The organism is Actinocorallia herbida, from assembly GCF_003751225.1.
Taxonomy (GTDB): Bacteria; Actinomycetota; Actinomycetes; order Streptosporangiales; family Streptosporangiaceae; genus Actinocorallia; species Actinocorallia herbida.
Genome location: NZ_RJKE01000001.1, coordinates 756,104 through 781,297, shown reverse-complemented (window position 1 = coordinate 781,297; position 25,194 = coordinate 756,104). Strand labels below are relative to the sequence as shown.

The window sequence follows — 25,194 nt, the reverse complement described above, 5'->3', positions numbered from 1 at the left end:
ACTCACTGATTGATAGCGAAATCGGCATTTGTGCCGGTTTTTCGGCTATCCCCGGGCCCTTCCCCACCGTAATCCGGTTACTCCTTGTTCAGGGTTACGGCTTTGGCCGCATCCGGCCCCTGATTGATCAGAATCTGAAATCCCGCCTCGTCGAGGAGGGGAACGCCCAGCTCCAGGGCCTTGTCGTGCTTGGATCCGGCGTTCTCGCCGACGACGACGAAGGAGGTCTTCTTCGACACCGAACCCGCGGCCTTCCCACCGAGGGTCTGGATCGCCTCCTTGGCCGAATCCCGGCTGAAGTGCTCCAGCGAGCCCGTGACGACGATCGTCAGGCCCGCCAGCGGGCGTGGGAGGTCCTCGGCGGTGGTGTCCTCCAGCACGACGCCCGCCTCCCGCCACTTGTCGACGATCCCGCGGTGCCAGTCCACCTTCCACCACTCGGTGATCGAGTGCGCGATCGTCGGGCCCACCCCGCCGACGGCGGTCAGCTCCTCCTCGGTGGCGCTGAAGATCCGGTCGAACGAGCGCAGCTCCCGGGCGAGGTCCTGGGCGGCGCGCGGCCCGACGTGCCGGATCGACAGCGCGACGAGGAACCGCCACAGCGGCTTGGTCTTGGCCTTCTCCAGCTCGGCGAACAGGGTCTCGACGACCTTCTTCGGGCTGCCGTCCTTGTTGACGAAGAAGGTGACGACCTTGTCCTCACCCGTCTTCGGATCGACCTTCGGCGTGCCGGAGTCCTGGTCGAGGACGAGGCTAACGATGGGCAGGAGCTTTTCTTCCGTCAGACCGAACAGGTCGCCCTCGTCCTTGACGGGCGCGTCCGTGGGCTCCAGCGGCTGGGTGAGCGCGGTGGCCGCGACGTAGCCGAGCGCCTCGATGTCCAGGACGGTGCGCCGGCCCATGAAGAAGATCCGCTCGCGGAGCTGGCCGGGGCAGTGCTGGGAGTTGGGGCAGCGGATGTCCTTGTCGGCCTCCTTGGCGGGGGCCAGCTCGGTGCCGCACTCCGGGCAGTGCACCGGCATGACGAACTCGCGCTCGGTGCCGTCGCGCAGCTCCACGACCGGGCCGACGATCTCGGGGATCACGTCGCCGGCCTTGCGCAGCACGACGGTGTCGCCGATGAGGACGCCCTTGCGCGCCACCTCGTACTTGTTGTGCAGGGTGGCCCGCTCGACGGTCGAGCCCGCGACCGAGACCGGCTCCATCAGGCCCCACGGGGTGACCCGGCCGGTGCGCCCTACGCCGACCTTGATGTCGAGGAGCTTCGTGCGCACCTCCTCCGGCGGGTACTTGAAGGCGATCGCCCAGCGCGGGGCCCGGCTGGTGGAGCCGAGCCGCCGCTGGATCGCGAGGGAGTTGACCTTGACCACCACGCCGTCGATCTCGTAGGCGGGGTCGTGCCTGTGCTCGCCGTAGTAGGCGATGTACTCCTTCACCGCCGCGATGTCCTCGACGACCTTGTAGCGGTCGCTGACGGGCAGGCCCCAGGCCGCCAGCAGGTCGTAGACGGCGCTCTGGGCCTCGGGGACGCCCGGACCCCCCTGCCAGGCCCCGAAGCCGTGCACGATGAGCGTGAGGGGCCGCTGGGCGGTGATCCGCGGGTCCTTCTGGCGCAGCGCGCCCGCCGCGGTGTTGCGCGGGTTGCGGAAGGGCTCCTCCCCCGCCGCCGCGCGGGTGGCGTTCAGCTCCTTGAAGACCTCGACGGGCATGAACACCTCGCCGCGGATCTCCACGAGCTCGGGGACGTCCTCGCCGGCCAGCACCATGGGCACCGACGGCATGGTCTTGATGTTGTTGGTGACGTCCTCGCCCACGACGCCGTCGCCGCGGGTGACGCCCCGGACGAACCTGCCGTTCTCGTACGTCAGCGCGATGGCGAGGCCGTCGATCTTCAGCTCGCACAGGTAGCCGCCGACGGGCGCGCCCTCCAGGGACGCCTCAAGGCGCTCGGCCCAGACGGACAGCTCCTCGAAGTCCATCGCGTTGTCGAGGCTCTGCATCCGCTCCAGGTGCGCCACCGAGGTGAACTCGGTGGTGATCGGCGTGCCGACGTGCTGGGTCGGGGAGTCGGGCGTGAGGAGTTCGGGGAACAGGCGCTCGATCTCCTCGATCTCGCGCATCTTCAGGTCGTAGTCGATGTCGCTGAGCGTCGGGTTGGCGAGGATGTAGTACTGGTAGCTCGCCTCGCGCAGCTCCCTGGAGAGCTCCGCGTGCCGTTCGGCGTACTGCTCGGCGTCCATCCTGCGAACCTCCTGCTCGACATGCGGCGCCCGGCCGCGACCACACCCCTATCCTCTCGCCCGGGTCCGACAGTTTCCGCCGGTCACTCAGGGGTGTCGGCCAGTGACTTGGCGGCTTTGCCGCAGTGCGCGAGCGCCTGCCGGACATACCTGGGCGAAGCTCCGGCCATGCCGCACGCGGGCGTCACCACGACCTGGCCCGCGATCGACCCCGGCGGGAAGCCGAGGCGCCGCCACAGGTCGCGGACGGGCTCGACGGACCTCGCCGGTTCCGGCAGCCTCGCGTCCACCCCGGGCACGACCCCGAACAGGAACCCGATGCCCGCCTCGATCGCCTCGCCGATCACGTCGTCGTCGCGCGCGGGGATCGCCGAGATCTCGACGGACAGGGCCTTGGCGCCCGCTTCGAGCAGCACCCCGAACGGGACGTCCTTGGCACAGCAGTGCACGATCGGGAAGGCCCCGGACGCCTCGAGGACGGTGCGCAGGCGCTCCGCGGCGACGGGCCCGGCGATCGAGCGCAGGGTGCGGAAGCCGCTCGCGGTCGGGACCCGCCCGGTGAGCACGGCGGGCAGCGCGGGCTCGTCCACCTGGAGCAGGACCTCGGCGCGCGGAAGGCGGCGGCGCACCTCGGCGACGTGCCGTGCCACTCCTTCGGCGAGGGACTCCGTGAGGTCGCGGACGGCTCCGGCGTCGCGCAGCGCCCGCGCGCCGGACCGCAGTTCGATGGAGGCGGCCAGGGTCCACGGTCCGCACACCTGGATCTTGACGGGTCCCTCGGCCGCGTGCTCCTCCAGCAGGTCGAGGTCCCATTTGAGGAAGTCGTGGGCGCGGCGCAGGTCGAGGCCGGGACGGTCGGCGAACCGCCAGCCGGAAGGCTGGAGGTGGACCGGCAGCTCGACCAGCAGCCCCGCCGAGCGGCCGACCATGTCGGCGCCAGGCCCGCGTTCGGGCAGTTCGGGCAGATGGGGCAGTGACAGCTCACCGAGGGCGATCTTGGCGACCTCGGCGGCGTCGGTGCCGGGATAGGAGCCGACGCCGGTGGCGCTCGCCTCGGACCAGGGAAGACTCACCGCCCCATTGTGCCCGTCGTTCCGCGCGCCTCCGCCCTGCGTTCCACCAGGCCGGGCCCGTGCCCTATCCTGCGTCGCCATGCGCGCCTCCTGGCCCGGCTCGGCCCTTCGGACGGCCCTGCGGAGATCCTGCACGGCGATCTGCCTCGTCCTGGTGGCGGGGTGCGGCGGGTACACGCCCACCGGGCGGCTCGACGCCGCGCCCCTGCCGACCCCCGATATCTGCGCCGGGCTCCCCCCCGACCTGGTGAAGGCCACCTTGGGCGCCGCGCCCTCCGCCTGCGATTCGGGCACTGAGGGCGGCACGCACGGCGCCCGGTTCACCGCGGGGAAAGGCGCGAACGCCGTTGTGCTCGTCGTCTCCTACCTCAGCCGGTACGACGTCGACACGGGCCTGGACCTGTGGCAGGTCTACGGCTATGTGGAGCAGAAGCGGGTGTCGCTGATCGGGGTGGGCGAGGACGGCGTCTACGACCCTGAGACGGGCATCGCCTCGGCCGTCGAGGCGCAGTTCATCGTCCGGGTCGCCGTGCAGAGCTCCGCGGGCATGCAGAACCACGACGGCGAGGGCGAGAAGCTCATGCCCGTGCTGGAGGCCGCGCTGGGCCTGGGCCGCGCCTTCACCGCGGCGTCCACGCCGTCCCGGGGCCCGTCCGCTCCCGTAATAGTCCCGTAACGATGAGTTCTCATGTCCGTATCCTGCCTTATGCCGGACATGTGAATGTGACGCGGGTTACTCTCCTGGAACGGTCCCAATACTGGACAAGGCCGACGAAGGGAGTTGCGTGTCATGACGAGCCTCGGACTGCTCGCCGGAGCACTGACCACGGGTTGCTGGCTCCCCCAGCTGCTGCGCTCATGGCGCACCCGTTCCACCGATGACATCTCCTGGACGTATCTGGCGCTGCTCGGCACTGGCATCGTGCTGTGGCTCGCCTACGGCCTCCTCAGCGGCGACCTCGCCCTGATCGCCGCCAACGGCGTCACCCTGCTGTTCATCACGACCATCGCGGGCATGAAGTCCCGCGAGACCGCCCGGCCCCGCGTCGCCGACCCCTCGGCCGACACCCTCGCGGGCCCCTGACCCCGCCTTCTCCCCGCATCCCCGCCGCAGCGCGGACCGGACGACCCCGCCCGGTCCGCCCCCAGAACCCTCAGGAGACGGGTGCCGGGCGCGACGCGGAGACGATGGTGGCGGAGCCCAGGACCCGGTCGCCCGCGTACAGGACCGCGGCCTGGCCGGGCGCGACGCCCTGGGCCGGGGCCAGCAGGCGCAGCCGCAGTTCCCCGTCCTCCCGCAAGGGCTCGCACGGGTAGACCTCGCCGTGCGCGCGCAACTGGACAGCGCAGCGCTCGGGCAGCTCCCCTTCGAGCCCGATGATCCGGTCCGCGACGATCTCGGTGACGTCCAGGGCCTCGCGCGGCCCCACCCGGACCGTGTTCGTCACCGGCGAGATGTCCAGGACGTACCGGGGCTTCCCGTCCGGGGCGGGGGTGCCGATCCGGAGGCCCTTGCGCTGCCCGACGGTGAAGCCGAACGCCCCCTCGTGCTCACCCACGACCGTGCCGGACTCGTCCACGATCGGGCCCTTGGCGGCGCCGAGCCTGGCGGCCAGGAAGCCGCGGGTGTCGCCGTCGGCGATGAAGCAGATGTCGTGGCTGTCCGGCTTGTCGGCGACGAGCAGGTCGCGCCGGGCGGCCTCCGCGCGGATCTCGGCCTTGGTGGTGTCGCCGAGCGGGAACATCGCGTGGCGCAACTGCTCGCGGCTGCACACCGCGAGCACATAAGACTGGTCCTTGCCTTCGTCGACGCCCCGGCTCAGCACCCCGTCGGACACCTGCGCGTAGTGGCCGGTGCAGACCGCGTCGAAGCCCAGCGCCAGCGCCCGGTCCAGCAGCGCGGCGAACTTGATCTTCTCATTGCAGCGCAGGCAGGGGTTCGGGGTGCGGCCCGCGGCGTACTCGGCGACGAAGTCGTCGACCACGTCGGAGGAGAACCGTTCGGCCATGTCCCAGATGTAGAAGGGGATGCCGATCACGTCCGCGGCGCGCCGGGCGTCACGGGAGTCCTCGACGGTGCAGCACCCGCGGGCGCCGGTGCGATAGGACTGGGGATTGGCCGACAGGGCCATGTGGACGCCGGTCACGTCGTGGCCGGCCTCGGCGGCCCGGGCCGCCGCCACGGCGGAGTCGACGCCGCCGGACATGGCGGCGAGCACGCGAAGAGTCATGGTGTCTCAAGGATATCGGCGCCGTCCACCCGATTACCTGCCGAGCTTGGGCGAGGGCGCCCGCGGAGGCCTTAGCATGGGCGGCGATATGGGCATCTTCAAGCGTTCACGTGACACCTCCCCGGCGGCCGCGGCCATCGCCGAGTTCTGGGATCGGTGGCCTGAGCTGCGCGAGCGGATCGCGGCGGCGGGCGAGTCCCTGCCGACGGACCTGCACGAGGAGATCACCCTGCTGGTCCACCGGATCCACCCGGACCTCGTGTGGGAGATCGACCCCGAAGCACCCGCCTTCACCATCAGCGGGCAGGGCGCGGACGAGCTGCGCGGCCTCGCCGAGCGCTGGCGCAAGGGCAGGCCGCGGCGCGACCGCTGGACCTTCCACGCCGCCCGGCAGGCCGACCCCGAGGCGCTCGGCACCAAGCTCGCCCTCGGCGACCACGAGTTCGATCTCTCCTACGTCAAGCTCGGCATGCGGGTCGACCAGGGGAAGGCGCGGATCGACATCGCGGCCTACCACCCGGACTTCCTGTTCGTGGACGAGCAGACCCGGCTCCAGGTGGCCGGGACCGTCCTGGTGTGGGCGCTCGGCGAGGACGACGTGGCGCGCTGGATCGGCGATGTGACCATCGCGATCGAGGCCCCGATGGACGCGCTGCCACCGAACCTCCTGGCCTCCGTGGTGGAGCAGATAGCCGAGCCTTTTAGGCAAGGGGCGTGGCTCAAGGGCGAAGGCCGCACCCCGCGAGGACATCCCGCCCAGATCACCGTCAGGTTCCCGCTGCACCGGCAGGACCACCCGCTGTTCGACCTGCACGTGAGCATCACGCTCCCCTACGCCCACTCCGGGCCGGACCGGCTGCCGGTGGCGCCGTCGTCCGAGGCGCTGCGCGCGGTCGAGGAGCGGATCGAGAAGCTGGACGGCGCGGTGCTGTTCCTGCGCGAGACCGGCGACGGCCTGCGCGTCTTCCACCTGTACGCCGACCCCGACTCCGCGGTCGTGGCCGAGCTCGACCAGCTCGCGGCCGCCTGGCCGGAGGGCAAGGGCAAGGTCGAGTCCCGACACGACCCGGCCTGGCGGACGGTCCAGCCCTACCGCATCTGACGGTCCGGCTCATCGACGGCGAAGCCCGCCGGACGCGTGCGTCCGGCGGGCTTCCGCGGCTTCGCGTCCCCTGTGTCCTCGCCTCTTCGGCGGCTCCTGATCAGGTGAGGCCCGCGCGGCGGGCGCGCTCCACCACGGCGCCGATCACCGCGGTGAGCGCCCGCACGTCGTCCTCGGTGGAGTCGTGGCCCAGGGAGAAGCGCAGGCTGCCGCGGGCCTGCTCCGAGCTCATCCCCATGGCCAGCAGCACATGGCTCGGCTGGGCGATCCCGGCCGAGCAGGCCGAACCCGTCGAGCAGGAGACGCCCCGGGCGTCGAGCAGCATGAGCAGGGCGTCGCCCTCGCAGCCGGGGAAGGAGAAGTGGGCGTTGCCCGCGAGCCTGTCGGCGGGATCGCCGTTCAGCACCGCGTCGGGGACCTCGGCTCGCACCAGGTCCACGAGCAGGTCGCGCAGCGCGCCGACCCGGCGGACGGTCTCATCACGCCGGGCGACGGTCGTCTGGACCGCCGCGGCGAATCCGGCGATGGCCGGGGTGTCGAGGGTGCCCGAGCGCACGTCGCGCTCCTGGCCGCCGCCGTGCAGCACCGGGGTCGGGTCGACGCCCTTGGCCAGCAGCAGCGCCCCGACGCCGAGCGGACCGCCGAGCTTGTGCGCGCTGAGAGTCAGGGCGTCGGCGCCCTCGGCGAGGGAGACGGGCAGGAACGGGGCGGCCTGGACGGCGTCGGAGTGGAACGGGACGCCGCGGCCGCGCGCGTGCGCGGCGAGCGCGGCGATGGGCTGGACGGTGCCGACCTCGTTGTTGGCCCACATGATGGTGACGAGGGCGGTGTCGTCGGTGAGGGCGGCCTCGAGGTCGGCGGGGGCGACCCTGCCCAGGCCGTCGACGGGGAGGTGGACGACTTCGGCGGCCTCGTGCTCGGCGAGCCAGTGGACGGCGTCGAGGACCGCGTGGTGCTCGATCGCGCTGGTGACCACGCGGTGGTGGCCGAGGTCGCGGCGCTGCCAGTAGAGGCCCTTGATGGCGAGGTTGTCGGCTTCGGTGCCGCCGCTGGTGAAGATCACCTCGGACGGCCTGGCCTGGAACGCCTCGGCGATGATCTCGCGGGACTCCTCGACGACCCGGCGGGCGCGGCGGCCCGCGGCGTGCAAGGAGGAGGGGTTGCCCACGCGGCCCAGCTGCTCGGTCATCGCGGCGATGGCCTCAGGGAGCATCGGCGCGGTCGCCGCGTGGTCGAGATACGCCGCGTGATCTCCGTACGGCAACGGGGCTTCCTTCCTAGCAGTTCGCCTCATCCTATCCGCCGCCCGGAGGACCCGCATTTGCTTACTGTACCGTCCGGACGGTACAGTAAGCGGCATGAAACGGGATGCCCTCCTCGACGCCGCGGAGGCCGTGCTCTGCGAGCTCGGCAGCCAGGCGCTGACGCTGAACGCGGTCGCCGAGCGCGCCGCGGTCAGCAAGGGCGGGCTGCTCTACCACTTCCCCACGAAAGAGGCCCTGACCGGCGCGCTCGTCGGCCGGGTGATCGACGAGTTCGACGCGCTCGTCGCCGAGCACGCCGCCCGCGGGGGTTCCTACACCCGCGGTTTCGTCGAGGCGAGCTTCGAGATCCTCGCCGCCCCGTCCGGAGAGCGCACCGCGCGCCGGTGGGCCGCGATCACCGCCGCCGCCTGTTCGGCCGAACTGCGCACGCCGCTCTCCGAGGCCATGCACCGCTGGCACCACCGCGACCCCGGTGAGGAGCCCGACCCGCTGACCGCCTCGGTCGTCCGGCTGGCGGCCGAGGGCCTGTGGGAGGTCTCCGCGCAGGACCCCGGCGGGTACTCCGCCGAGCAGTACGCCGCCCTGCGACGACGGATGCTCGACCTCCTGTAAACCAGCGGCCCCCTCTTCCCTCTTCCAGCGCGTCCGGGTGATCCCGGTCGCGCTTTCGCGGGCTCTCCGCGTCCTCCCCCCGAAGCACCACGCATCATCACGTCTCGTCTTGCCAGGAGTCGCATCATGCTGTTCCGCGCCCGTTGGGGCACGTTCTCGACCTTCGCGCTCGCCGGACTGCTCTCGGGGGTGTGGGTCACCCGGATGCCCGCGCTGAAGGACACGTTCGACCTGGGCGCGGGCTCGGTCGGCGTCGTCCTGCTGGTGTGGGGGCTCGCCGCGATCGCCGCCATGCAGGGCCTGCGCGCCTTCATCACGCGGATCGGGAGCCGGGCCGTCCTGCGGGTGTCCACACCGGCCACCGCGGCGGCGGTCGCGCTGCTGGGCCTCGCGCCGAACTTCGGCACGCTGCTCGGCGCGGTCGCCCTGTTCGGCATGGCGTTCGGCCTCACCGACGTCTCCATGAACGCCCAGGGCTCGGTCGTCGAACGCGCGGAACGCCGTCCGATGATGAACCGGATGCACGCGGGTTGGTGCGTCGGCGCGATGTCCGGCGGCCTGCTGGGCGCGGCCACCGCGGCACTCGGCTGGTCGTTCGGCGCCGCGGTGCTGACCGTCGGGATCGTGGCGCTGCCGCTGGCGCTGGCGCTCGGCGGCACCTACCTGCCCGACCCGCCCGCCGAGGCCGCGGCGGGCGCCGGACGCCGCCGCCTGCCCGGCGTGGTCTACCTGATCGGCGCGATCACCTTCCTGGCGTTCATGGCCGAAGGCGCGGTCGCGGACTGGAGCGGGCTGCTCCTGCACGACGACCTGGGCGCGACCCAGGCCGTCGCGGCGCTCGCCTACCCGGCGTTCGAGGCGGCGATGCTGCTCGGCAGGCTCATCGGCGACCGCGCGCGGGTGGTGCTGGGCAGCCGCGGCCTGCTCACCGCGGCCGGGACCGGCACGTTCGCCGGCATGCTCGTGGTGCTGTTCGCGCCGGGCGTCCCGGTGGCGCTCGCCGGGTTCTTCCTGACCGGGCTCATGGTCAGCGTGATCGTCCCGACGATGATCTCGCTCGCGGGGACCGCGGCGCCCGGCCGGTCGGCCGCCTCGGTGGCCCAGGTCGGCGCCATGGGCTACGGTGGCCTGCTGCTCGGCCCGGTGCTGATCGGCGGGATCGCCGAGGGCACCTCGGTGCACGCGGGCATGGCGATCGTCCTGGTCCTGTCCGTCGCCATCGTGCTCGCCGTCCGGCGCGTCCCGATGCGCGCCTCCGCCGACATCGCCGCCGCGCCCGCGCCCCGATCGGACGCCGAACTCCAGGCGGCTTGACGGGACGCCTGAACCGGGTGGACGCCCGGGGGCGCGTCTTGGCAGGATTCCGAACGGAACTCACCCGTCTGCGGAGGCCGTCTTTGAATCTGCGTCCGATCGGCCCCGGCGACGACCGGCTGCCCACCGCCCGTCGCCGGGACACCCCCGTGCCGTCCGCGCAGGGCGCGCCCGTGCACCGGGCGGAGCCGCTCGGGCTCGGCGGCACCCGGCTGCGCGACGCGTGCTGGGAGGCCCTCAGCCCCAAGGTCCGCGCGCTCCTGGAGCAGAGGGCGGGGTCCACCCTGGCCTGGTTCGCCTCCGACGACCCCTCGGACGCCGACGGGCGGCCCATGGCCGTGGTGTTCGGGGAGTCGGCGCTGTGCATCGCCCGGCCCCGGCTCAACGCCGACCACCGCCCGGTCTACACGCTGTCCTCCTACCGCCTCGGGCCGATCCGGCACCGGGACGTCGACCACAGGCCGCCGCCCGCCCACCCCCGGGCCGGCGCGGCGGGTCCCGGGCACGGCGGCGCCCCGGCGGGCCCCGTCGGCCTCTCCGCCGCGGCCCGCGGAGTCCTCGGGAACCTCCCGGAGAAGGCGCAGACCCTTCTCCAGAGCCCGTTCTCCGACTCCCCCGTCTCCTTCCACGACTGGTACTACCAGGGCTACGACCACCATCTCGAGGTCTTCGTGCTGGTGCTCGCCGGGGCGCGGGACCTGACGCTCGCGGCGGGGTCGAAGATCGTCCCGGCGGGGCACAGCGACGCCACCGCGCACTGGGCCCTGCGCTGCTACCGGGCGCCGGTGGTCGGCCGCGTAGGCGCTTGATGGCCCGCGGCTTCGCCGACCTCGCGGGAAACGACGCCTATGCCGTCCTCGGCCTCGCCCCGGACGCCACCGAGCGGGAGATCCACGCCGCGCACCGCGGCCTCGTCTTCCGCCACCACCCCGACCGCAACGGCGACTCCCCCGCGGCACGCGAGCTGACCGCGCTGCTCAACACGGCGCGGCGGATCCTCACCGAGGACCGCGCCGCCTACGACCGCTGGCGGGCCTCGGCCGACGACGGGTCCGCCGCGGGCCCCGCGGACACGGGACCCGCGGACGACGACCCCTGGGACGAGGATCCCTGGGACGACCCGTCCTTCGGGGCTGCGGACTCGGACGCCCCGCCCGGACAGGCCGATGCGCGCGCCGCCCACGACCCTTGGGACGACGACCTCTACGACGATCCCGATGACGACCCGCCGGACGACCCGTGGGACGACGCGGTCTCCTCGCCCTACTCGGCCCCGTTCGTCCCGCCGTCGTACGTGCCCCCCTCGTATCCTCCCCCTCCTTACGCCCCGCCGTATGTCCGCCCGGCTCCGCCCTACCACCGGGTTCCTCCGCACCGCCCTCCCGCCGCGAAGCACCGGCTGCGCCTGTGGCAGAAGACCGCGATCGCGTTGGCCGCCCTGTTCCTCGGCGGCCCCGTGGTCGTGAGCCTCCTGGACGGCTCCGGGTCCCCCGACCCCGCCCCCGAAGTGCCCGCCGAACTCCAGGGCACCTGGACCGGGACGATCCGCGATATCTCCGACAAAGAGCGCGACCCCTGGAAGATGCGGGTGACCCTCACCCGGGACGGGGGCTCGACCTCCTATCCCGGGCACAAGTGCACCGGGACCCTGTCCGTCAGGGACGTCGCCGCGCGGAAGGCCCTGATGGACGAGCGCACGCCCAGCGGCACCTGCACCGACTCGGTGATCCGCTTCGGCGCCAACGCCGCGGGCGATCTCCGCGTGGACTTCTGCACGGACACCCGATGCTCCGCCCTCACCTGGACCGGCGTACTGAAACCCGCCTCGTAAGACGCGAAGAGGCCCCCGCCCCTCCAGAGGGAGGCGGGGGCCTTCGGGGACCGGCGCAGACTACTTGCGCTTGCCGATCTCCTCGGTGAGCTGCGGGACGACCTGGAACAGGTCGCCGACCACGCCGTAGTCGACCAGCTCGAAAATCGGGGCCTCAGGGTCCTTGTTGATCGCGATGATCGTCTTGGACGTCTGCATGCCCGCGCGGTGCTGGATCGCGCCGGAGATGCCGGCGGCGATGTACAGCTGCGGCGAGACCGTCTTACCGGTCTGGCCGACCTGGAACTGGTGCGGGTACCAGCCGGCGTCGGTCGCGGCGCGAGAGGCGCCGACGGCCGCGCCGAGGCTGTCGGCGAGCCCTTCAATGATCTTGAAGTTCTCGGCGCCGCCGACACCGCGACCGCCGGAGACGACGATCGAGGCCTCGGTCAGGTCGGGGCGCTCGCCCTTCTCCTGGACGACCCGGTCGGTGATCTTCGCGGCCTTGGCCGCGTCCGACAGGGCCACCGAGACCTGCTCGACGGCCGGGCTGCCGGCCTGGGCCGCCAGCGCGATCGCGTTCGGGCGGACCGCGATGATCGGGGTGCCCTTGGTGACCTTGGCGTGCGCGATGACCCCGCCACCGAAGATGGAGTGCTCGGCGACCAGGTCGCCGGTCACGCCCACCACGTCGGTGAGGACACCGGAGTCGAGCCGCACGGCCAGCCGGCCCGCGATCTCCTTGCCCTCGGCCGTGGCCGGGACGAGGATGGCGCCGGCACCCGCGGCGAGCTGCTGGAGCACCTCGACCTTGGGGGCCGCGACGTAGTCGTTGAGCTCGGCGTCGGCGGCCACGTAGACCTTGGCCGGGCCGTACTCGGCGATCTTGTCGGCCGCCGCCTCGTAGCCAGGACCGATCCAGACCGCGGACGCCTCACCCAGGGAGCGGGCGAGGGTCAGGAGCTCGAAGGTGACCTTCTTGACCTCGCCGTTGGCGTGGTCGACGAGGACCAGAATCTCTGCCATGTGCCTACTCCCCTTACACGAACTTCTTGCTGGCGAGGAAGTCGGCGATCTTCACGCCGCCGTCACCCTCGTCGCCGACGACCTGGCCCTTGGCGCGCGCCGGCGCGTCGGCGTGGTCGACCACGGCGGAGTAGGCGTTGGCGACGCCGACCTGGCCCGCGTCGATGCCCGCGTCCGCGACGGACAGGGACTCGACCGGCTTCTTCTTGGCCGCCATGATGCCCTTGAAGGACGGGTAGCGCGGCTCGTTGATCTTCTCCACGACGGAGATGACCGCGGGCAGCGAAGCCTCGACCTTGTCGAAGCCGGTGTCCGTCTGCCGCTGGATCGTCACCGCGGTGCCGGCGATCTCGACCTTGTTGGCGAGGGTGAGCTGCGGCCAGCCGAGACGCTCGGAGAGCATCGCGGCGAGGACGCCGGTGCGGGCGTCGGTGGACTCGGAGCCCATGATCACCAGGTCGGCGCCGGCGCGGCCCACGAGCTGCTGGAGCGCGTAGGAGGTCTGGAGCGCGTCGGAGCCGACGAGGGCGTCGTCCACCAGGTGGACGGCCTTGTCGGCGCCCATGGCGAGCGCCTTGCGGATCGACTCGGTGGCCTTGTCCGGACCCATGGTCAGGACCGTCACCTCGCCGCCGTGCGCCTCCTTGATGAGCAGCGCCTCCTCGATGGCGTACTCGCAGAGCTCGTTGATGACGCCGTCCGCAGCAGCGCGGTCGAGAGTGTTGTCATCGGACTTCAACTTGCGCGGGCTCTCCGTGTCGGGAACCTGCTTCACGCATACGACGATGTTCATGGCCGCTGGCCGACCTCCCTGCAACTTCATCTGTGGGGCTGACTGGATCCTTGTTGGCTACAGCCTGCCAAACGCCCGAACGTCCTTCGGATCCGGGGGTCAGTCAGACCGTACCCCGATGTTACTCACCGGTAGCACGCGCCCGGCACCCAGGGGCCCCCGTACAGGGGATCTCGCGCCTACAGGTGGCGGGGATCACACTAACGTGTGCGCGCGAGTACCCGCGGATCTTGCCCGTCCCGTGGGATCCCCGGGCCTAGCCGAAGTCCTCCACCCAGCCCTTGACCGTGCGCCAGGCGTCCTCCAGCCAGTCCGCGAACGGCCCGAACGCGCCGGGGTCGGGGGCGCTGTCATAGACCATGAGGGCGAGCACGGCGACCGCGGCGCCGACGCACAGCACCGCGATCAGCGCGGGCTCGCGGCGCGGCAGGACGCCGCCCCAGATCCGGGCGAGCTGCCGCCGCGAGCCGGTGCCGCCCATCCCCCAGAACTGGAGGAAGACGGCGAGGACCACGCCGATCGTCACCGCGGTGTTGCCCCGCTGCCCGGCCACCACGAGGCCCGTGGCGACCAGCATGCCGAGCAGCAGGTTCGCCAGCGTGATCACGGCGGTGCCGATCAGGGTGCCCGGCAGGTGCAGCGGGGTGCGCAGCAGGGTCCCGGCGAGATCGGAGTCCCGCTCGCCGCGCCGGACCCGGCGCGACTCGGTGCCCTGCGCGGCCTTGTCGCCCGCGCGCAGCAGGGTCGCCGCGACGAACGCGATGACGAACGCCGTCGACGGCACCGCCCACGCCAGCGCCAGGATGCCCGCCAGCAGCAGGAACCCGAGCGCCTGGTAGAGGCCGAAGGGCTTGGGCTCCGGAGGCCGCTCGGCCCGGTCGGGGTCGGGTCTGGTCTCCGGCCCGCGCGCCTGGTCGGCCCACGGCTGGGGCTGCTGAGGCTGCTGGGGCTGCGGCGGATACTGCGACGGGTAGGGCTGGCCGCTCCCGTACGGGTTCTGGTGACCGCCCTGCGGCCCGCCCCACGGCGGGTCCGCCTGCGTCGACGGCGGCCCGTACAGGGCGGACGACGGAGGCGGCGGCGCGTACGGGCGGTCGTCGGTCGTGGCATAGGGATCAAAGGGGTTGGTCCCGGTGAACCGCCGGGTCCCGTGCGGATCCTGCTGCCCCGGGTAGGGCTCGGGCGGCGGCGGGGCCACCGGAGGGATCTGCCCGATGAAGTCGCTCGGCTGCGGCAGGCGCGCGTCGCCCGCCGGCTGGCGCGGGATCTCCCGCACGTCGCGCGGCGGCGACACCGGCGGCGGAGGCTGCGGGCTGCGGGCGGGCCGGTCGTCCAGTAGCGTCTGGTCGAACATGGTCATCTCGAGGTCGATCCGCTCGACCAGGCCCGCGACGTGCTTGGCGGTGGGGCGCTCCGCGGGGTGCTGCGCCATCGCGCTGCGCAGCAGCGGGAGCAGCGGCGCCGGGACGCCGTCGAGGTCGGGCGTGCCCTGGATGATCTTGGCGAAGATCTGCTCGAACGTGCCGTTGCCGAACGGCGGACGCCCGGTGGCCGCGTAGATGACCGTGCCGGCCCAGGCGTGGACGTCGGCGGGCGCCCGGAAGTCGTCGCCGCTCAGCAGCTCGGGCGCGAGGTAGCCGGGCGTGCCGATCACCATCCCCGCCGAGGTCAGCCGGGTCGCGTCGACGGGCTGGGCGATGCCGAAGTCGATGAGGATCGGGTCGCCGTTCCCGGCGAACATGACGTTGCCGGGCTTGAGGTCGCGATGCACGATGCCCGAGGCGTGGATCGCCGCGAGCGCCTCCGCCAGGCCCCAGGCCAGCCGCTTGAGCGCGAAGCCCGCCAGCGGTCCCGAGTCGTCGATCGTCTGCTCCAGGGTCTTGCCCTGGACGTACTGGGTGACGATGTAGGGCGGCTCGTGGGTCACGTCCGCGTCGATGATCTGCGCGACGAACGGGCTGCGCACGCGCCGCATCGTGTCGACCTCGCGGGCGAGGCGGCGCAGCGCGGTCTCGTCGGAGCCGCCGCGCAGCAGCTTGACCGCTACCGACCGGCCCGCCGGGTCGGTTCCCCGGCGCACGACTCCCATGCCGCCCTCGCCGAGCACCTCGGCGAGCCGGTACGGGCCGATGGTGTCCCCGGACGTGGCACTACTCCGATCGCTTCGGCCTTGCTCACTTCGGCCTTGCCGACTCATCGCGGCCAACCCTACCCCCGGAACATCACGGCCGGGGTGGCACGGACGAGGCCCCGGCACCCGTCTCCTCAGTGAGACGAAGCGCCGGGGCCTTTGGTTTCGTCGCGTCCCGATCCCGCGGGAACCGGGAGGTCAGCCGCGGGCGGCGATGCGGGCCCGCCGGGCCTCGCGGCGCTCCTCGAACTTGGTCGCCGCCTCGTCGAGGGCGGTCATGAACTCGGAGAGCTCCTCACGGGCCTTCTCGCCCTCGCCGTCCAGGCCCTCGATCTCGAAGACGCCCCACTTGCGCAGGACCGGCATGAGCACCTCGTCGTGGTGCAGCCGGAGGTCGTAGATGCCGGCGTTGGCGATCGCGACGGACTTGCGGAGGAATCCGTCGATCGTGTAGCCGGGCATCTGGAAGCCCTTGACGACGTCGGCGACGGCCCGCATGGCCGCGTTCGGCGCGACCTCGAAGGAGGCGCCGAGCACGTTGCGGTAGAAGATCATGTGCAGGTTCTCGTCGGCCGCGACGCGCTGCATCATCTGCTCGCACAGCGGGTCCTCGGACGCCCTGCCGGTGTTGCGGTGCGAGACGCGGGTGGCCAGCTCCTGGAAGGAGACGTAGGCGACGCCGTGCAGGACCTTCTCGCCGTGGTCGGGCTCGTAGCCGATCTCCATGTGCTGCATCCGGGCCTTCTCCAGCACCACCGGGTCGACGGCCCGGGTCACGGTGAGGAAGTCGCGGATGACGATGCCGTGGCGGTTCTCCTCGGCGGTCCAGCGGTTGACCCACGTGCCCCAGGCGCCTTCACGGCCCATGATGCGGGAGATCGCCGAGTGGTAGCCGGGCAGGTTGTCCTCGGTCAGCAGGTTGACCAGGAGCGCCTCGCGCGCCGCGTCGCTGACCTTGGAGTCCTCGGGCACCCAGTCCTCGCCGCCGAGGAAGGCATAGTCACGGCCCTTGCCCCACGGCACGTACTCGTGCGGGAACCACTCCTTGGCCATCGACAAGTGCCGGTTCAGCTCTTTCTCCACGACCGGTTCGAGCTCGTTCAGCACCTGAATGTCAATAGCTTCCGGCATACCTGGACCTTTCGGATCTCGTTGATCGGCCAGGGCGGGGACCCCGGGCCCGGGCGCCCTCGCGCCAAGGCGCCCCGACGACAGCGTCGGATGTGACGACGGTCAACATGCTAGGGCGGCGGGCGGCGCACCGATATGAGCGGCGGCTACAAGTCCTCCGGGCAGGGTTTGGGGGTAGCTCACAAGTCTCGCCGCCGCTCGGCCTCGAGAAGCCGCCGCCACAGAACACCAGAAACCGTGCGGCGCAGGCCCGCCGGCACCAGGGCGAGCACCGGCACCAGCGCACGGTACTGCGCGCCGGGCACGCACCTGTCTTTGCCCCGCTCGACGGCGGCCAACCCCGCGGCGGCCACCTTCTCCCGGCCGAGCCAGACGAGGCCGGTCGGGGCGCCGTCCTCGGTCCGGGTGAAGCCGGGGCACAGGGCGGTCACGTGGACCCCCGCGGCCTTCGCCTCCACGTGCAGGCTCTCGGTGAACGACACGACGAACGCCTTGGACGCCCCGTACACGGCGCTGCCGGGCGAGGGGGCGTAGGCGGCGACGGACGCGACGTTCAGGATGCCGCCGCGTCCCCGGGCCGCCATCGCGCCGAGCGCCGCGTGACTCAGCTCCATGAGGGCGGTCACATTGAGCGTCACCTGCCTGCGGTGGTCGTCGGCGGGCAGCTCGGCGAATCCGCCGAAGGCCCCGAACCCGGCGTTGTTCACCAGCAGATCCACTTCCGCCGCCCGCGCGCGCACCCGGGCGAGATCATCCGGCAGCGTCAGGTCGGCCGCCAGGACCTCCGCCCGCACGCCTCGTCCGCGCAGCTCCGCCGCCAGCGCCTCGAGCACCTCACCGCGCCGCGCCACGAGCACCAGGTCCGCGCCGCGCGCCGCGAGCAGCCGCGCGAAGGACTCCCCGATCCCGCTCGACGCCCCGGTCACCATCGCCGTCCGCCACATGCGCCCGCACCCTAGTCCCCGCGGACCTCCGGCAGAAGACCCCGAACGTCCCGACGCGACCCCGCGGGCTCGGGCGGAACCGGCAGGGGCCGCGCCGCCCTGCCGGTTCTGTCGGAGGGCGCTGGTAGCTTCGCGGGCATGCTTGTGGCGCACGGGGTGTGGCATGGCGGGGCGCTGTGCCTGTGGGCCGAGCACGACGGGGAGCGGGCCGCCGCCGTCGGCGTGCATCCGTTCGCGACGCGGGAGTTCGGCGGGACGGCGCTGGAGGGGCGGGTGCGGGGGGCCGCGCGCGTCACCCTGGAGATGCTGCTGCCCAGTGCGGAAGGGGTGCCACTGCCTTCGGGCGAGCTGGGGGTCTCCGCCGCGGCGGACTCTCCGGCGCTCGCGGTGTGGAAGGTGCCCGCGCTGGTCCTCGATCCCTTCGCGGCGATGGGCGTGCTGAACGCGCCGTTCTGGCGCGCGGCCTCCGCGGAAGACGGCGACGAGGACGAGGGCGGAGAGACCGGGGAAGACGGCGCGGGACCGAGGCTGGTGGCCGGGACCGATCTGCGGTTCCTCGCGGTCGTCGCCGAGGACGCGCTGGCGCTGGCGCGGCGCGGCAGGGTGCTGCCCGCGCTGCGCGAGGAGGACCGCGAGTTCGTGGCGCACTGGCGCGCGGTCGCCGATCCGGGACGGCTGGCGCGGCTCGCCGCGGCGATGCCCGCCGCCTGCCGGGCCGCGGTGCCCGGCGGTCCGGCCGCCCGGGTGCTCGCCGAGGCGCTGGACGGGCTGGTCGACACCGCGGTGCGGGCCGCCGCCCCGCATCCGCTGCTGCCCGCCCGCACCGGGAAGGCGCCCGAGCACATCCCGCTCGCCGAACGCTGGGTCGAGGCGCTGACCGGGCCGTCCGGGCTCGTCGCGCGCGAGCCCGGCGACGACCCGGCCGACCTGCGCGCCGAACTCGACTCCTGGTTCCGCGCCGCCCGGCCCGCCGAAGGACTGCTGCGCCTCACTTTCCGGCTGGTCGAGCCCGCGCCCGACCCCCTGGGGTCCGCGCCCGCGTCCGCCCCGCCCGGACCCGAGCGGCGATCCGGGCTCTTCGAGGCCGCGCCGACGACGCTCGCCGAGTCCGAGCCGCCGTCCGGGCGGCCCGTCGAGGAGGATCCGGGGGACGGCGCGGCGTGGACGCCGTGGCGGGTGGAGTTCCTGGTGCAGGGCACCGAGGATCCGAGCCTGCTGGTGCCCGCGGCGCGGATCTGGGACGGCGACACGTTCCTCGAAGGGGCCGAGGAGACGCTGATGGCGGGGCTCGGCCGCGCGCTGCGCGTCTTCCCCGATCTCGCGGCGGCGCTGGACTCCCCCGTCCCGGCCGAGCTGCCGCTGGACGTCGCGGGCGCGTTCCGGTTCCTCAAGGGCGCGGCGCCGCTGCTGGCGGCCGCCGGGTTCGGCGTGCTGCTGCCGACGTGGGCGGGCAAGGAGCGGCTCGGCCTGAAGCTGCGCACCGAGGACCCGGGCGCCGACAATCCCGACGGCGCGTCCGCCAAGTCCGGTTTCGGGCTCGGCGACCTCGTGGAGTTCCGGTGGGAGGTGGCCGTCGGGGAGGAGACCCTCGCCGAGGACGACCTCGCCGAGCTGGCCCGGTTGAAGACGCCGCTCGTCAGGCTGCGCGGCCGCTGGGTGGAGCTGGACTCCGAGCAGCTCGACACGGCCCTGGAGTTCCTGCGGCACGGCGGCTCCGGCGCGATGACCGCGGGCCAGGTCGTGCGCGCGGTCATCCACGCGGGCGAGCAGTCGCTGCCGCTGGTGGCGGTCGAGGCCGGAGGCGCGCTCGGCGACCTGCTGTCGGGCGAGGCCGACCGGCGCGTCGCCCCCGTCCCGACGCCCGAGGGCATCGCCGCGACGCTGCGCCCCTACCAGGAGCGCGGGCTCGCGTGGCTGGCCTTCATGGAGGGCCTCGGCCTCGGCGCGCTGCTGGCCGACGACATGGGCCTCGGCAAGACCCTGACCGTCCTGTCCCATCTGGTGCGGGCCGTGGAGTCCGGGCAGCAGGCGCCGACCCTCGCGGTCGTGCCGATGTCGCTGGTGGGCACCTGGCGGCGCGAGGCCGCCAGGTTCGCGCCGAAGCTGCGCGTCCACGTGCACCACGGCGCGGGCCGGCACAAGGACGCCGAGGCGCTCGCCGCCGCGGCGGCGTCCGCCGATCTCGTCCTCACCACCTACGGCACCGCCGCGCGCGACGCCGACGCCCTCGGGTCCGTCAAGTGGGCGCGGCTCGTGTGCGACGAGGCGCAGGCGCTCAAGAACAGCGCGACGCGGCAGGCCAAGGCGCTCAGGTCGATCCCCGCGCCGAGCCGGATCGCGCTCACCGGCACTCCGGTGGAGAACCACCTCGGCGAGCTGTGGTCGGTGATGGACTTCGCCAATCCCGGGCTGCTCGGCCCCAAGCAGGCGTTCCGTGAGCGGTTCGCGGCGCCGATCGAGGCCGAAGGCGACGAGGTGGCTGCCGCCGCGCTCCAGCGCGCTACGAGGCCGTTCATCCTGCGCCGTCTCAAGACCGACAAGTCGATCATCACCGATCTGCCGGAGAAGCAGGAGATGAAGGTCTACTGCACCCTGACGGTCGAGCAGGCCTCCCTCTACCAGGCGACCGTGGAGGACATGCTGGAGCGGATCGCCGAGGCCGATCCGCGCAAGAAGCGCGGCCTGGTGCTGGCCACGATGGCGCGGCTCAAGCAGGTCTGCGACCATCCGGCGCTGCTGCTGAAGGACGGCTCCCGCCTCCAGGGCAGGTCGGGGAAGCTGGAGCGGCTGGAGGAGCTGTGCGGGCAGATCCTCGAGGCGGGCGAGAAGGTCCTGGTCTTCACCCAGTACGCGGAGTTCGGCACGATGCTCCAGCCGTACCTGGAGGCGCGGCTGGACCGTCCGGTGCTGTGGCTGCACGGCGGCACCACGCGCGACCAGCGCGACGCGATGGTCCAGCGGTTCCAGGGCGAGGAGGGGCCGTCGGTGTTCCTGCTGTCGCTGAAGGCCGCGGGCACCGGGCTGACCCTGACCGCCGCCAACCACGTCGTGCACTTCGACCGGTGGTGGAACCCCGCGGTGGAGGACCAGGCGACGGACCGGGCGTTCCGGATCGGCCAGACCCGTGACGTCCAGGTGCGCAAGTTCGTGTGCGCGGGGACGATGGAGGAGCGCGTCGACGAGATGATCGAACGCAAGAAGGCGCTGGCCGAGGCCGTCGTCGGGGCGGGCGAGGACTGGCTGGGCGAGCTGTCGGTCGCCGAGCTGCGCGAGGTGCTGACGCTCTCGCCGGACGCGGTGGGCGGCTGATGGCCAGGCCGATCCGGGTCCGCAAGGTGACCCCGCGCGCCGCCGCCTCCCCGGAGGACACCTGGTGGTCCCGGCGGTTCCTGACGGCGCTGGCGGGCTTCACCGGCACCGGGCCGCTCGCCCGCGGCGTGGCCGCCCGCGACCGCGTGCTGCGCCTGGACGTCCGCGCGTACGAGGTGACGGGCCTGGTGCAGGGTTCCCGCGAGGAGCCCTACCAGGTGACGCTGGGGCTTCCGGAGATCGAGGGCTGGGACGAGATCGAGGGCGAGCTGGCGCGGCGCTCGGTCGTCCGGGCGCGGATCCTCGGCGGTGAGCTGCCGCGCGAGGTGGAGCGGGTGTTCGCCGACTGCGGGGTGCCGCTCTTCCCCGAGTCCGCCGAGGACCTGCACGTCATGTGCGACTGCCCGGACTGGGGCGGCACCTGCGACCACGCGCTCGCCGCGCTGGCGATGCTGGCCGAGGCGTTCGACGACGACCCGTTCCTCATCCCGGCCTGGAACGGCAGGACCGCCGAGGAACTGCGCACCGCGCTGCGCCGCCGTCCGGCGGAGTCCGCCGCGGCGACCGAGCCGGCGGGCCCGCCGCTGACCGCGGAGGGCTTCTGGGCCCCGCCCGCGGGCCTCGCCGCGCTGCGCGAGGGCCAGGCGGCGCCGCCCGCCCCGCCGGACCTCCTGCTGACCCTCCTGGACCCGCCAGAGGTGCGGGTGCGACGGCGCAAGCTCACCGAGGTACTCGGGCCGCTGTACCGCGCGTTGGGCGAGTGACGTCCCGGGCGCACCCGAGTGACGGCAGTGAATCCCAACAAGATCCACCAAATCACAGCAAATACGAATAGCCACACATCACGACCAGATCCGGACGTGATCCACTTTTTCCGGCGCGATTTACCTGCTCACTCCGGGTTCGCCGGACGTCTTCAAGATCCGTACGAAGATCTGTCCCCGGCGTCATATACCGATTCCTGCGGGAATGCACAGTGCCGATCCCCCCTTGCGCTAGGCCACCACGCATTCAAGTGACGAGTCAGGGGCCCCTGCACGCCCGAAATGTGCACGGCATACCACCATCAACCGCCCATTTCCATAACACCGGGGGCTACCAACCCGTTGTAGTCGACCCCTGACTGTCCGCATGGATCCGCTGGTCGTAGGATGGCCAACGTCACCTAAGGGATGGCCTTCCGCGTACATCTGAACATCATGAGGGTGGCCTACATCAAACAGAGCAGATACCCACTCCGCACGGGGGCCCTCATGAACACCCAGCACTCCCTCGGGCCGGCGATGCTGTCGCAGACCGCCCGGCGCAACCGGCTGGATCTGTCCAGGCGGCGGACCCAATGGCCCACGGTCACCGCCGTGATCCCTACTCTCAATGAAGCCGACAATCTCCGATGGCTGCTGCCACGGCTGACCGCGGTGGACGAGGTCGTCATCGTCGACGGGGAATCGACGGACGGCACCGTGGAGATCACCCGGCTGCTGCGGCCCGACGCGGTCATCATCGTGGAGCCCCCGACGGGGAAGGGCACCGCGATGCGCACCGGAATGGCCGCGGCCACCAGCGAGGTCATCATCATGCTCGACGCGGACGGGTCGATGGACCCGGCCGAGTTCGACAGCTTCCTGTCCCTGCTCTGCCGGGGCTTCGAGTTCGTGAAGGGCTCCCGCTACAACTGCGGCGGCGGCTCCGACGACCTCACGTGGCTGCGCGACAAGGGCAACCTCTGGCTCACCCGCACCGCCAACATCCTCTACGGCCAGAAGTGGACCGACCTGTGCTACGGGTACGTCGCGATGCGCCGCAACGTGGTCGAGAAGCTCCAGCTCCAGTCGACGGGCTTCGAGATCGAGACCGAGATCTGCGTCAACGCGGTCCGGGCCGGGCTCAAGGTCGCCGAAGTGGCGAGTCATGAGTCCCATCGGCGATTCGGCGAGTCGAACCTCAACACCTTCCGGGATGGTTGGCGGGTGCTGAAGACGATGTTCAAGCTCCGGTTCGCCGGCAAACTCGACAATTCCCACCTGAACACATCTTTCGAGCCGGTCTCCGTCGGCAGTCTGGCGGCGGCGAGGGCCAAATGAGGACCCACGTCGTCCGGCCCTCCGAGCTGGGCGAGCCGGAGCTGCGAAGGTGGCGGGAACTGCGCGGAGCGGACCCGTCCCTGAGCAACCCGTTCCTCGCCCCGGAGTTCACCCAGGGCGTCGCGCGGTTCCGTGACGACGTGCGGGTGGGGGTCGTCGAAGACGGCGCGGGGGTCGCCGCCTTCTTCCCGTTCGAACGCCACCGGGGCGGCGTCGGCCACCCGGTGGGGTTCGGGCTGACCGACCTCCAGGGCATCATCGCCGATCCCGCCTTCGACCTGCCCGCGAGCGAGCTGCTGCGCGCCTGCGGGCTCGGCGTGTGGGACTTCGACCACCTCATCGCGGCGCAGCGCGTGTTCGCCCCGTACCACCAGGTGGTGCGGGTCGAGCCCATCATCGATCTGGCCGCCGGCTTCCCCGCGTGGGAGGCCGAGGCCAGGGCGATGGCCCCCAAGACGCACAAGACGATCCGCTACAAGGAGCGCAAGCTCGGCCGGGAGGTCGGCGAGCTGAGTTACGACTTCGCCTCCGCCGAGCCGGACGACCTGCGCCTGCTCATGCGCTGGAAGTCCGCCCAGTACCAGCGGACGGGGCGCACCGACAGGTTCACCCGGCCCTGGATCGTCGGCCTCATGCGGCACTTCCACGAGACGGGCTTCGGCGTGCTGAGCGTGCTGCGCGCCGGGGGCCGTCCGGTCTCGATGCACTTCGGACTGCGGGACGGGGCGTCGATGGCGGGCTGGTTCCCCGCCTACGACACCGAGTTCGCGCGCTACTCGCCGGGGATGATCGGCCATCTGCGGCTGGCCGAGGGCGCGTCCGGATCCGGCCTCGACGAGATCTGGATGGGCCGCGGCGGCAAGGAGTTCAAGGAGTGGCTGAAGAGCCGTGAGATCCCCATCGCCGAGGGCCGGGTGGCCCGTCCGTCGGCCGGGGCGGCCCTGCACTGGGTCCGGCACGTGCCGCTCAACCGGCTGCGCGACAAGGCGCTGGACAATCCGAAGTTCTACCGGCAGGCCGACCGGGTACTGAAGGGCTACGCCAAATTGCGGGGGCGGTCGGCATGACGACACCCGGCGCCGGGACCGGCATCTCGGTCGTGATCTGCGCCTTCACCGACAAACGCTGGGACGACGTCCTCGCGGCCGTGGAGTCGGTCCGCAGGCAGCGGCATCCGGCCCACGAGATCATCCTGTCGGTCGACCACAACACCGAGCTGTACCGGCGGCTGAGCGAGGCGCTGCCCGACGTGCGGGTGGTGGAGAACGCCGAGGCGCGCGGCCTTTCCGGTGGCAAGAACACCGGGGTCTCCCTGGCCGAGGGCGACGTGGTGGCCTTCCTCGACGACGACGCCGTCGCGGCGCCCGGCTGGCTCGCGGCGTTCGCCGCGGCCTACGCCGCGGACCCGAAGGTGCTGGGCGTCGGCGGCCGGACGCTCTCGCTGTGGCCGGGCTCGCCCGGCTCCGCGGAACTGCGGACGCACCTGGAGAAGGGGAGGCCTCTGCGGATCCAGACCGGAGACCCCCATCTTCACCCCGACTCCGCAGAGGCCTTCACCGTGCAAACGGGGAAAAGGCCGCGATGGTTCCCGGACGAGTTCGAATGGACCGTCGGCGGAACCTACCGGGGCATGCTGCCCGGACCCGTACGCAACGTCCTCGGTGGCAACGCCTCGTTCCGCAAGGAGGCGTTCGAGGTCGCGGGCGGCTTCTCCAGCGACATCGGCCGCACCCACGCCATCGACCGGCCGCTCGGCTGCGAGGAGACGGAGTTCTGCATCCGGCTCGGCCAGCGCAGGCCGGACGCGGTCCAGCTCTTCGAACCCGAGGCCGTCATCTGGCACCGGGTCCCGGTCGAGCGCACCCGCTTCGCCTACTACCGGTCGCGCTGCTACGCCGAGGGCCTGTCCAAGGCGCTGGTGGCCTCGATGGTCGGCAGCCAGGACGGCCTGTCGAACGAGCGGGCGCACGCGTTCAAGACCCTCCCCAAGGGGGCGCTGCGCGGCGTCGGCGAGGCGGTGCGCGGCGACGTCGCCGGGCTCGGCAGGGCCGCGGCCATCACCGCGGGCCTCGGGTTCACCGCCACCGGGTACCTGGTGGGCAGGCGCGCCGTCCGCAAGGGGGGCTGAG

General features: G+C 72.3%; 21 protein-coding genes. 12 read left to right on the top strand and 9 right to left on the bottom strand.

What is annotated here, in order from left to right; genetic code table 11:
• Positions 1–77: 77 nt before the first annotated feature.
• Positions 78–2,240: an NAD-dependent DNA ligase LigA gene (ligA, locus tag EDD29_RS03885; RefSeq protein ID WP_123662358.1), complete on the bottom strand. Its 2,163-nt coding sequence runs from the start codon at positions 2,238–2,240 to the stop codon at positions 78–80.
• A gap of 83 nt (positions 2,241–2,323) precedes the next feature.
• Positions 2,324–3,313, bottom strand: a complete 990-nt coding sequence (locus EDD29_RS03880) for a methionine synthase (RefSeq protein WP_246052496.1) — start codon at positions 3,311–3,313, stop codon at positions 2,324–2,326.
• A 79-nt stretch (positions 3,314–3,392) separates the two neighbouring features.
• On the opposite strand from EDD29_RS03880, the gene EDD29_RS03875 reads away from it, so the two are divergent.
• Positions 3,393–3,989, top strand: a complete 597-nt coding sequence (locus EDD29_RS03875) for a hypothetical protein (protein ID WP_148085870.1) — start codon at positions 3,393–3,395, stop codon at positions 3,987–3,989.
• A 114-nt stretch (positions 3,990–4,103) separates the two neighbouring features.
• Complete coding sequence (locus tag EDD29_RS03870; RefSeq protein WP_123662352.1) at positions 4,104–4,397, top strand: SemiSWEET family sugar transporter; 294 nt, start codon at positions 4,104–4,106, stop codon at positions 4,395–4,397.
• Positions 4,398–4,467: 70 nt separating this feature from the next.
• Here the strand turns inward: EDD29_RS03870 and mnmA are convergent, their stop codons facing one another.
• Entirely contained in the window at positions 4,468–5,544 is a 1,077-nt protein-coding gene (gene mnmA, locus EDD29_RS03865; RefSeq protein ID WP_123662350.1) for a tRNA 2-thiouridine(34) synthase MnmA, read from the bottom strand.
• A gap of 88 nt (positions 5,545–5,632) precedes the next feature.
• Here mnmA and EDD29_RS03860 point away from each other — a divergent pair, with 88 nt between their 5' ends.
• The gene (locus EDD29_RS03860) at positions 5,633–6,646 is read left to right on the top strand and encodes a DUF695 domain-containing protein (protein WP_123662348.1); all 1,014 of its coding nucleotides are present in this window, start codon (positions 5,633–5,635) and stop codon (positions 6,644–6,646) included.
• A gap of 100 nt (positions 6,647–6,746) precedes the next feature.
• Here the strand turns inward: EDD29_RS03860 and EDD29_RS03855 are convergent, their stop codons facing one another.
• Positions 6,747–7,910, bottom strand: coding sequence for a cysteine desulfurase family protein (locus EDD29_RS03855; RefSeq protein ID WP_281280838.1), 1,164 nt, complete (start codon positions 7,908–7,910; stop codon positions 6,747–6,749).
• A gap of 94 nt (positions 7,911–8,004) precedes the next feature.
• On the opposite strand from EDD29_RS03855, the gene EDD29_RS03850 reads away from it, so the two are divergent.
• The 4 genes from EDD29_RS03850 to EDD29_RS03835 all read left to right on the top strand — a co-directional run bounded on the left by EDD29_RS03850 (position 8,005) and on the right by EDD29_RS03835 (position 11,668).
• Positions 8,005–8,523, top strand: coding sequence for a TetR/AcrR family transcriptional regulator (locus EDD29_RS03850; protein ID WP_123662344.1), 519 nt, complete (start codon positions 8,005–8,007; stop codon positions 8,521–8,523).
• Between the two features lie 126 nt (positions 8,524–8,649).
• Positions 8,650–9,837, top strand: a complete 1,188-nt coding sequence (locus EDD29_RS03845) for an MFS transporter (RefSeq protein ID WP_123662342.1) — start codon at positions 8,650–8,652, stop codon at positions 9,835–9,837.
• Positions 9,838–9,920: 83 nt separating this feature from the next.
• Entirely contained in the window at positions 9,921–10,646 is a 726-nt protein-coding gene (locus EDD29_RS03840; RefSeq protein WP_123662340.1) for a hypothetical protein, read from the top strand.
• The gene (locus tag EDD29_RS03835) at positions 10,646–11,668 is read left to right on the top strand and encodes a J domain-containing protein (RefSeq protein ID WP_123662338.1); all 1,023 of its coding nucleotides are present in this window, start codon (positions 10,646–10,648) and stop codon (positions 11,666–11,668) included. Before EDD29_RS03840 ends, EDD29_RS03835 begins: the two co-directional genes overlap by 1 nt.
• 60 nt (positions 11,669–11,728) lie before the next feature.
• Here EDD29_RS03835 and EDD29_RS03830 read toward each other — a convergent pair whose 3' ends face one another.
• The 5 genes from EDD29_RS03830 to EDD29_RS03810 all read right to left on the bottom strand — a co-directional run bounded on the left by EDD29_RS03830 (position 11,729) and on the right by EDD29_RS03810 (position 17,672).
• The gene (locus tag EDD29_RS03830; protein ID WP_123662336.1) at positions 11,729–12,673 is read right to left on the bottom strand and encodes an electron transfer flavoprotein subunit alpha/FixB family protein; all 945 of its coding nucleotides are present in this window, start codon (positions 12,671–12,673) and stop codon (positions 11,729–11,731) included.
• 13 nt (positions 12,674–12,686) lie between these two features.
• A complete protein-coding gene (locus tag EDD29_RS03825) occupies positions 12,687–13,466 on the bottom strand; it encodes an electron transfer flavoprotein subunit beta/FixA family protein (protein WP_123662334.1) in 780 nt (259 codons plus the stop codon).
• A gap of 256 nt (positions 13,467–13,722) precedes the next feature.
• Positions 13,723–15,663: a serine/threonine-protein kinase gene (locus EDD29_RS03820; protein WP_123662333.1), complete on the bottom strand. Its 1,941-nt coding sequence runs from the start codon at positions 15,661–15,663 to the stop codon at positions 13,723–13,725.
• 132 nt (positions 15,664–15,795) lie between these two features.
• Positions 15,796–16,704, bottom strand: a complete 909-nt coding sequence (locus EDD29_RS03815; RefSeq protein WP_342774393.1) for an acyl-ACP desaturase — start codon at positions 16,702–16,704, stop codon at positions 15,796–15,798.
• Positions 16,705–16,907: 203 nt separating this feature from the next.
• Complete coding sequence (locus EDD29_RS03810; RefSeq protein ID WP_123662329.1) at positions 16,908–17,672, bottom strand: SDR family NAD(P)-dependent oxidoreductase; 765 nt, start codon at positions 17,670–17,672, stop codon at positions 16,908–16,910.
• A gap of 138 nt (positions 17,673–17,810) precedes the next feature.
• Here EDD29_RS03810 and EDD29_RS03805 point away from each other — a divergent pair, with 138 nt between their 5' ends.
• From EDD29_RS03805 to EDD29_RS03785, 5 genes are all read left to right on the top strand, one after another.
• Entirely contained in the window at positions 17,811–20,981 is a 3,171-nt protein-coding gene (locus EDD29_RS03805) for a DEAD/DEAH box helicase (RefSeq protein ID WP_123662327.1), read from the top strand.
• Positions 20,981–21,745 carry an SWIM zinc finger family protein gene (locus EDD29_RS03800; protein ID WP_246052495.1) on the top strand — a complete coding sequence of 255 codons (765 nt, stop codon included), beginning with the start codon at positions 20,981–20,983 and terminating at the stop codon, positions 21,743–21,745. Before EDD29_RS03805 ends, EDD29_RS03800 begins: the two co-directional genes overlap by 1 nt.
• A gap of 489 nt (positions 21,746–22,234) precedes the next feature.
• A complete protein-coding gene (locus tag EDD29_RS03795; RefSeq protein ID WP_246052494.1) occupies positions 22,235–23,065 on the top strand; it encodes a glycosyltransferase family 2 protein in 831 nt (276 codons plus the stop codon).
• Positions 23,062–24,132: a GNAT family N-acetyltransferase gene (locus EDD29_RS03790; protein WP_123662325.1), complete on the top strand. Its 1,071-nt coding sequence runs from the start codon at positions 23,062–23,064 to the stop codon at positions 24,130–24,132. The genes EDD29_RS03795 and EDD29_RS03790 overlap by 4 nt, the downstream gene beginning before the upstream one ends.
• Positions 24,129–25,193: a glycosyltransferase family 2 protein gene (locus EDD29_RS03785; protein WP_123662323.1), complete on the top strand. Its 1,065-nt coding sequence runs from the start codon at positions 24,129–24,131 to the stop codon at positions 25,191–25,193. The genes EDD29_RS03790 and EDD29_RS03785 overlap by 4 nt, the downstream gene beginning before the upstream one ends.
• The last annotated feature ends 1 nt before the right edge of the window (position 25,194 follow it).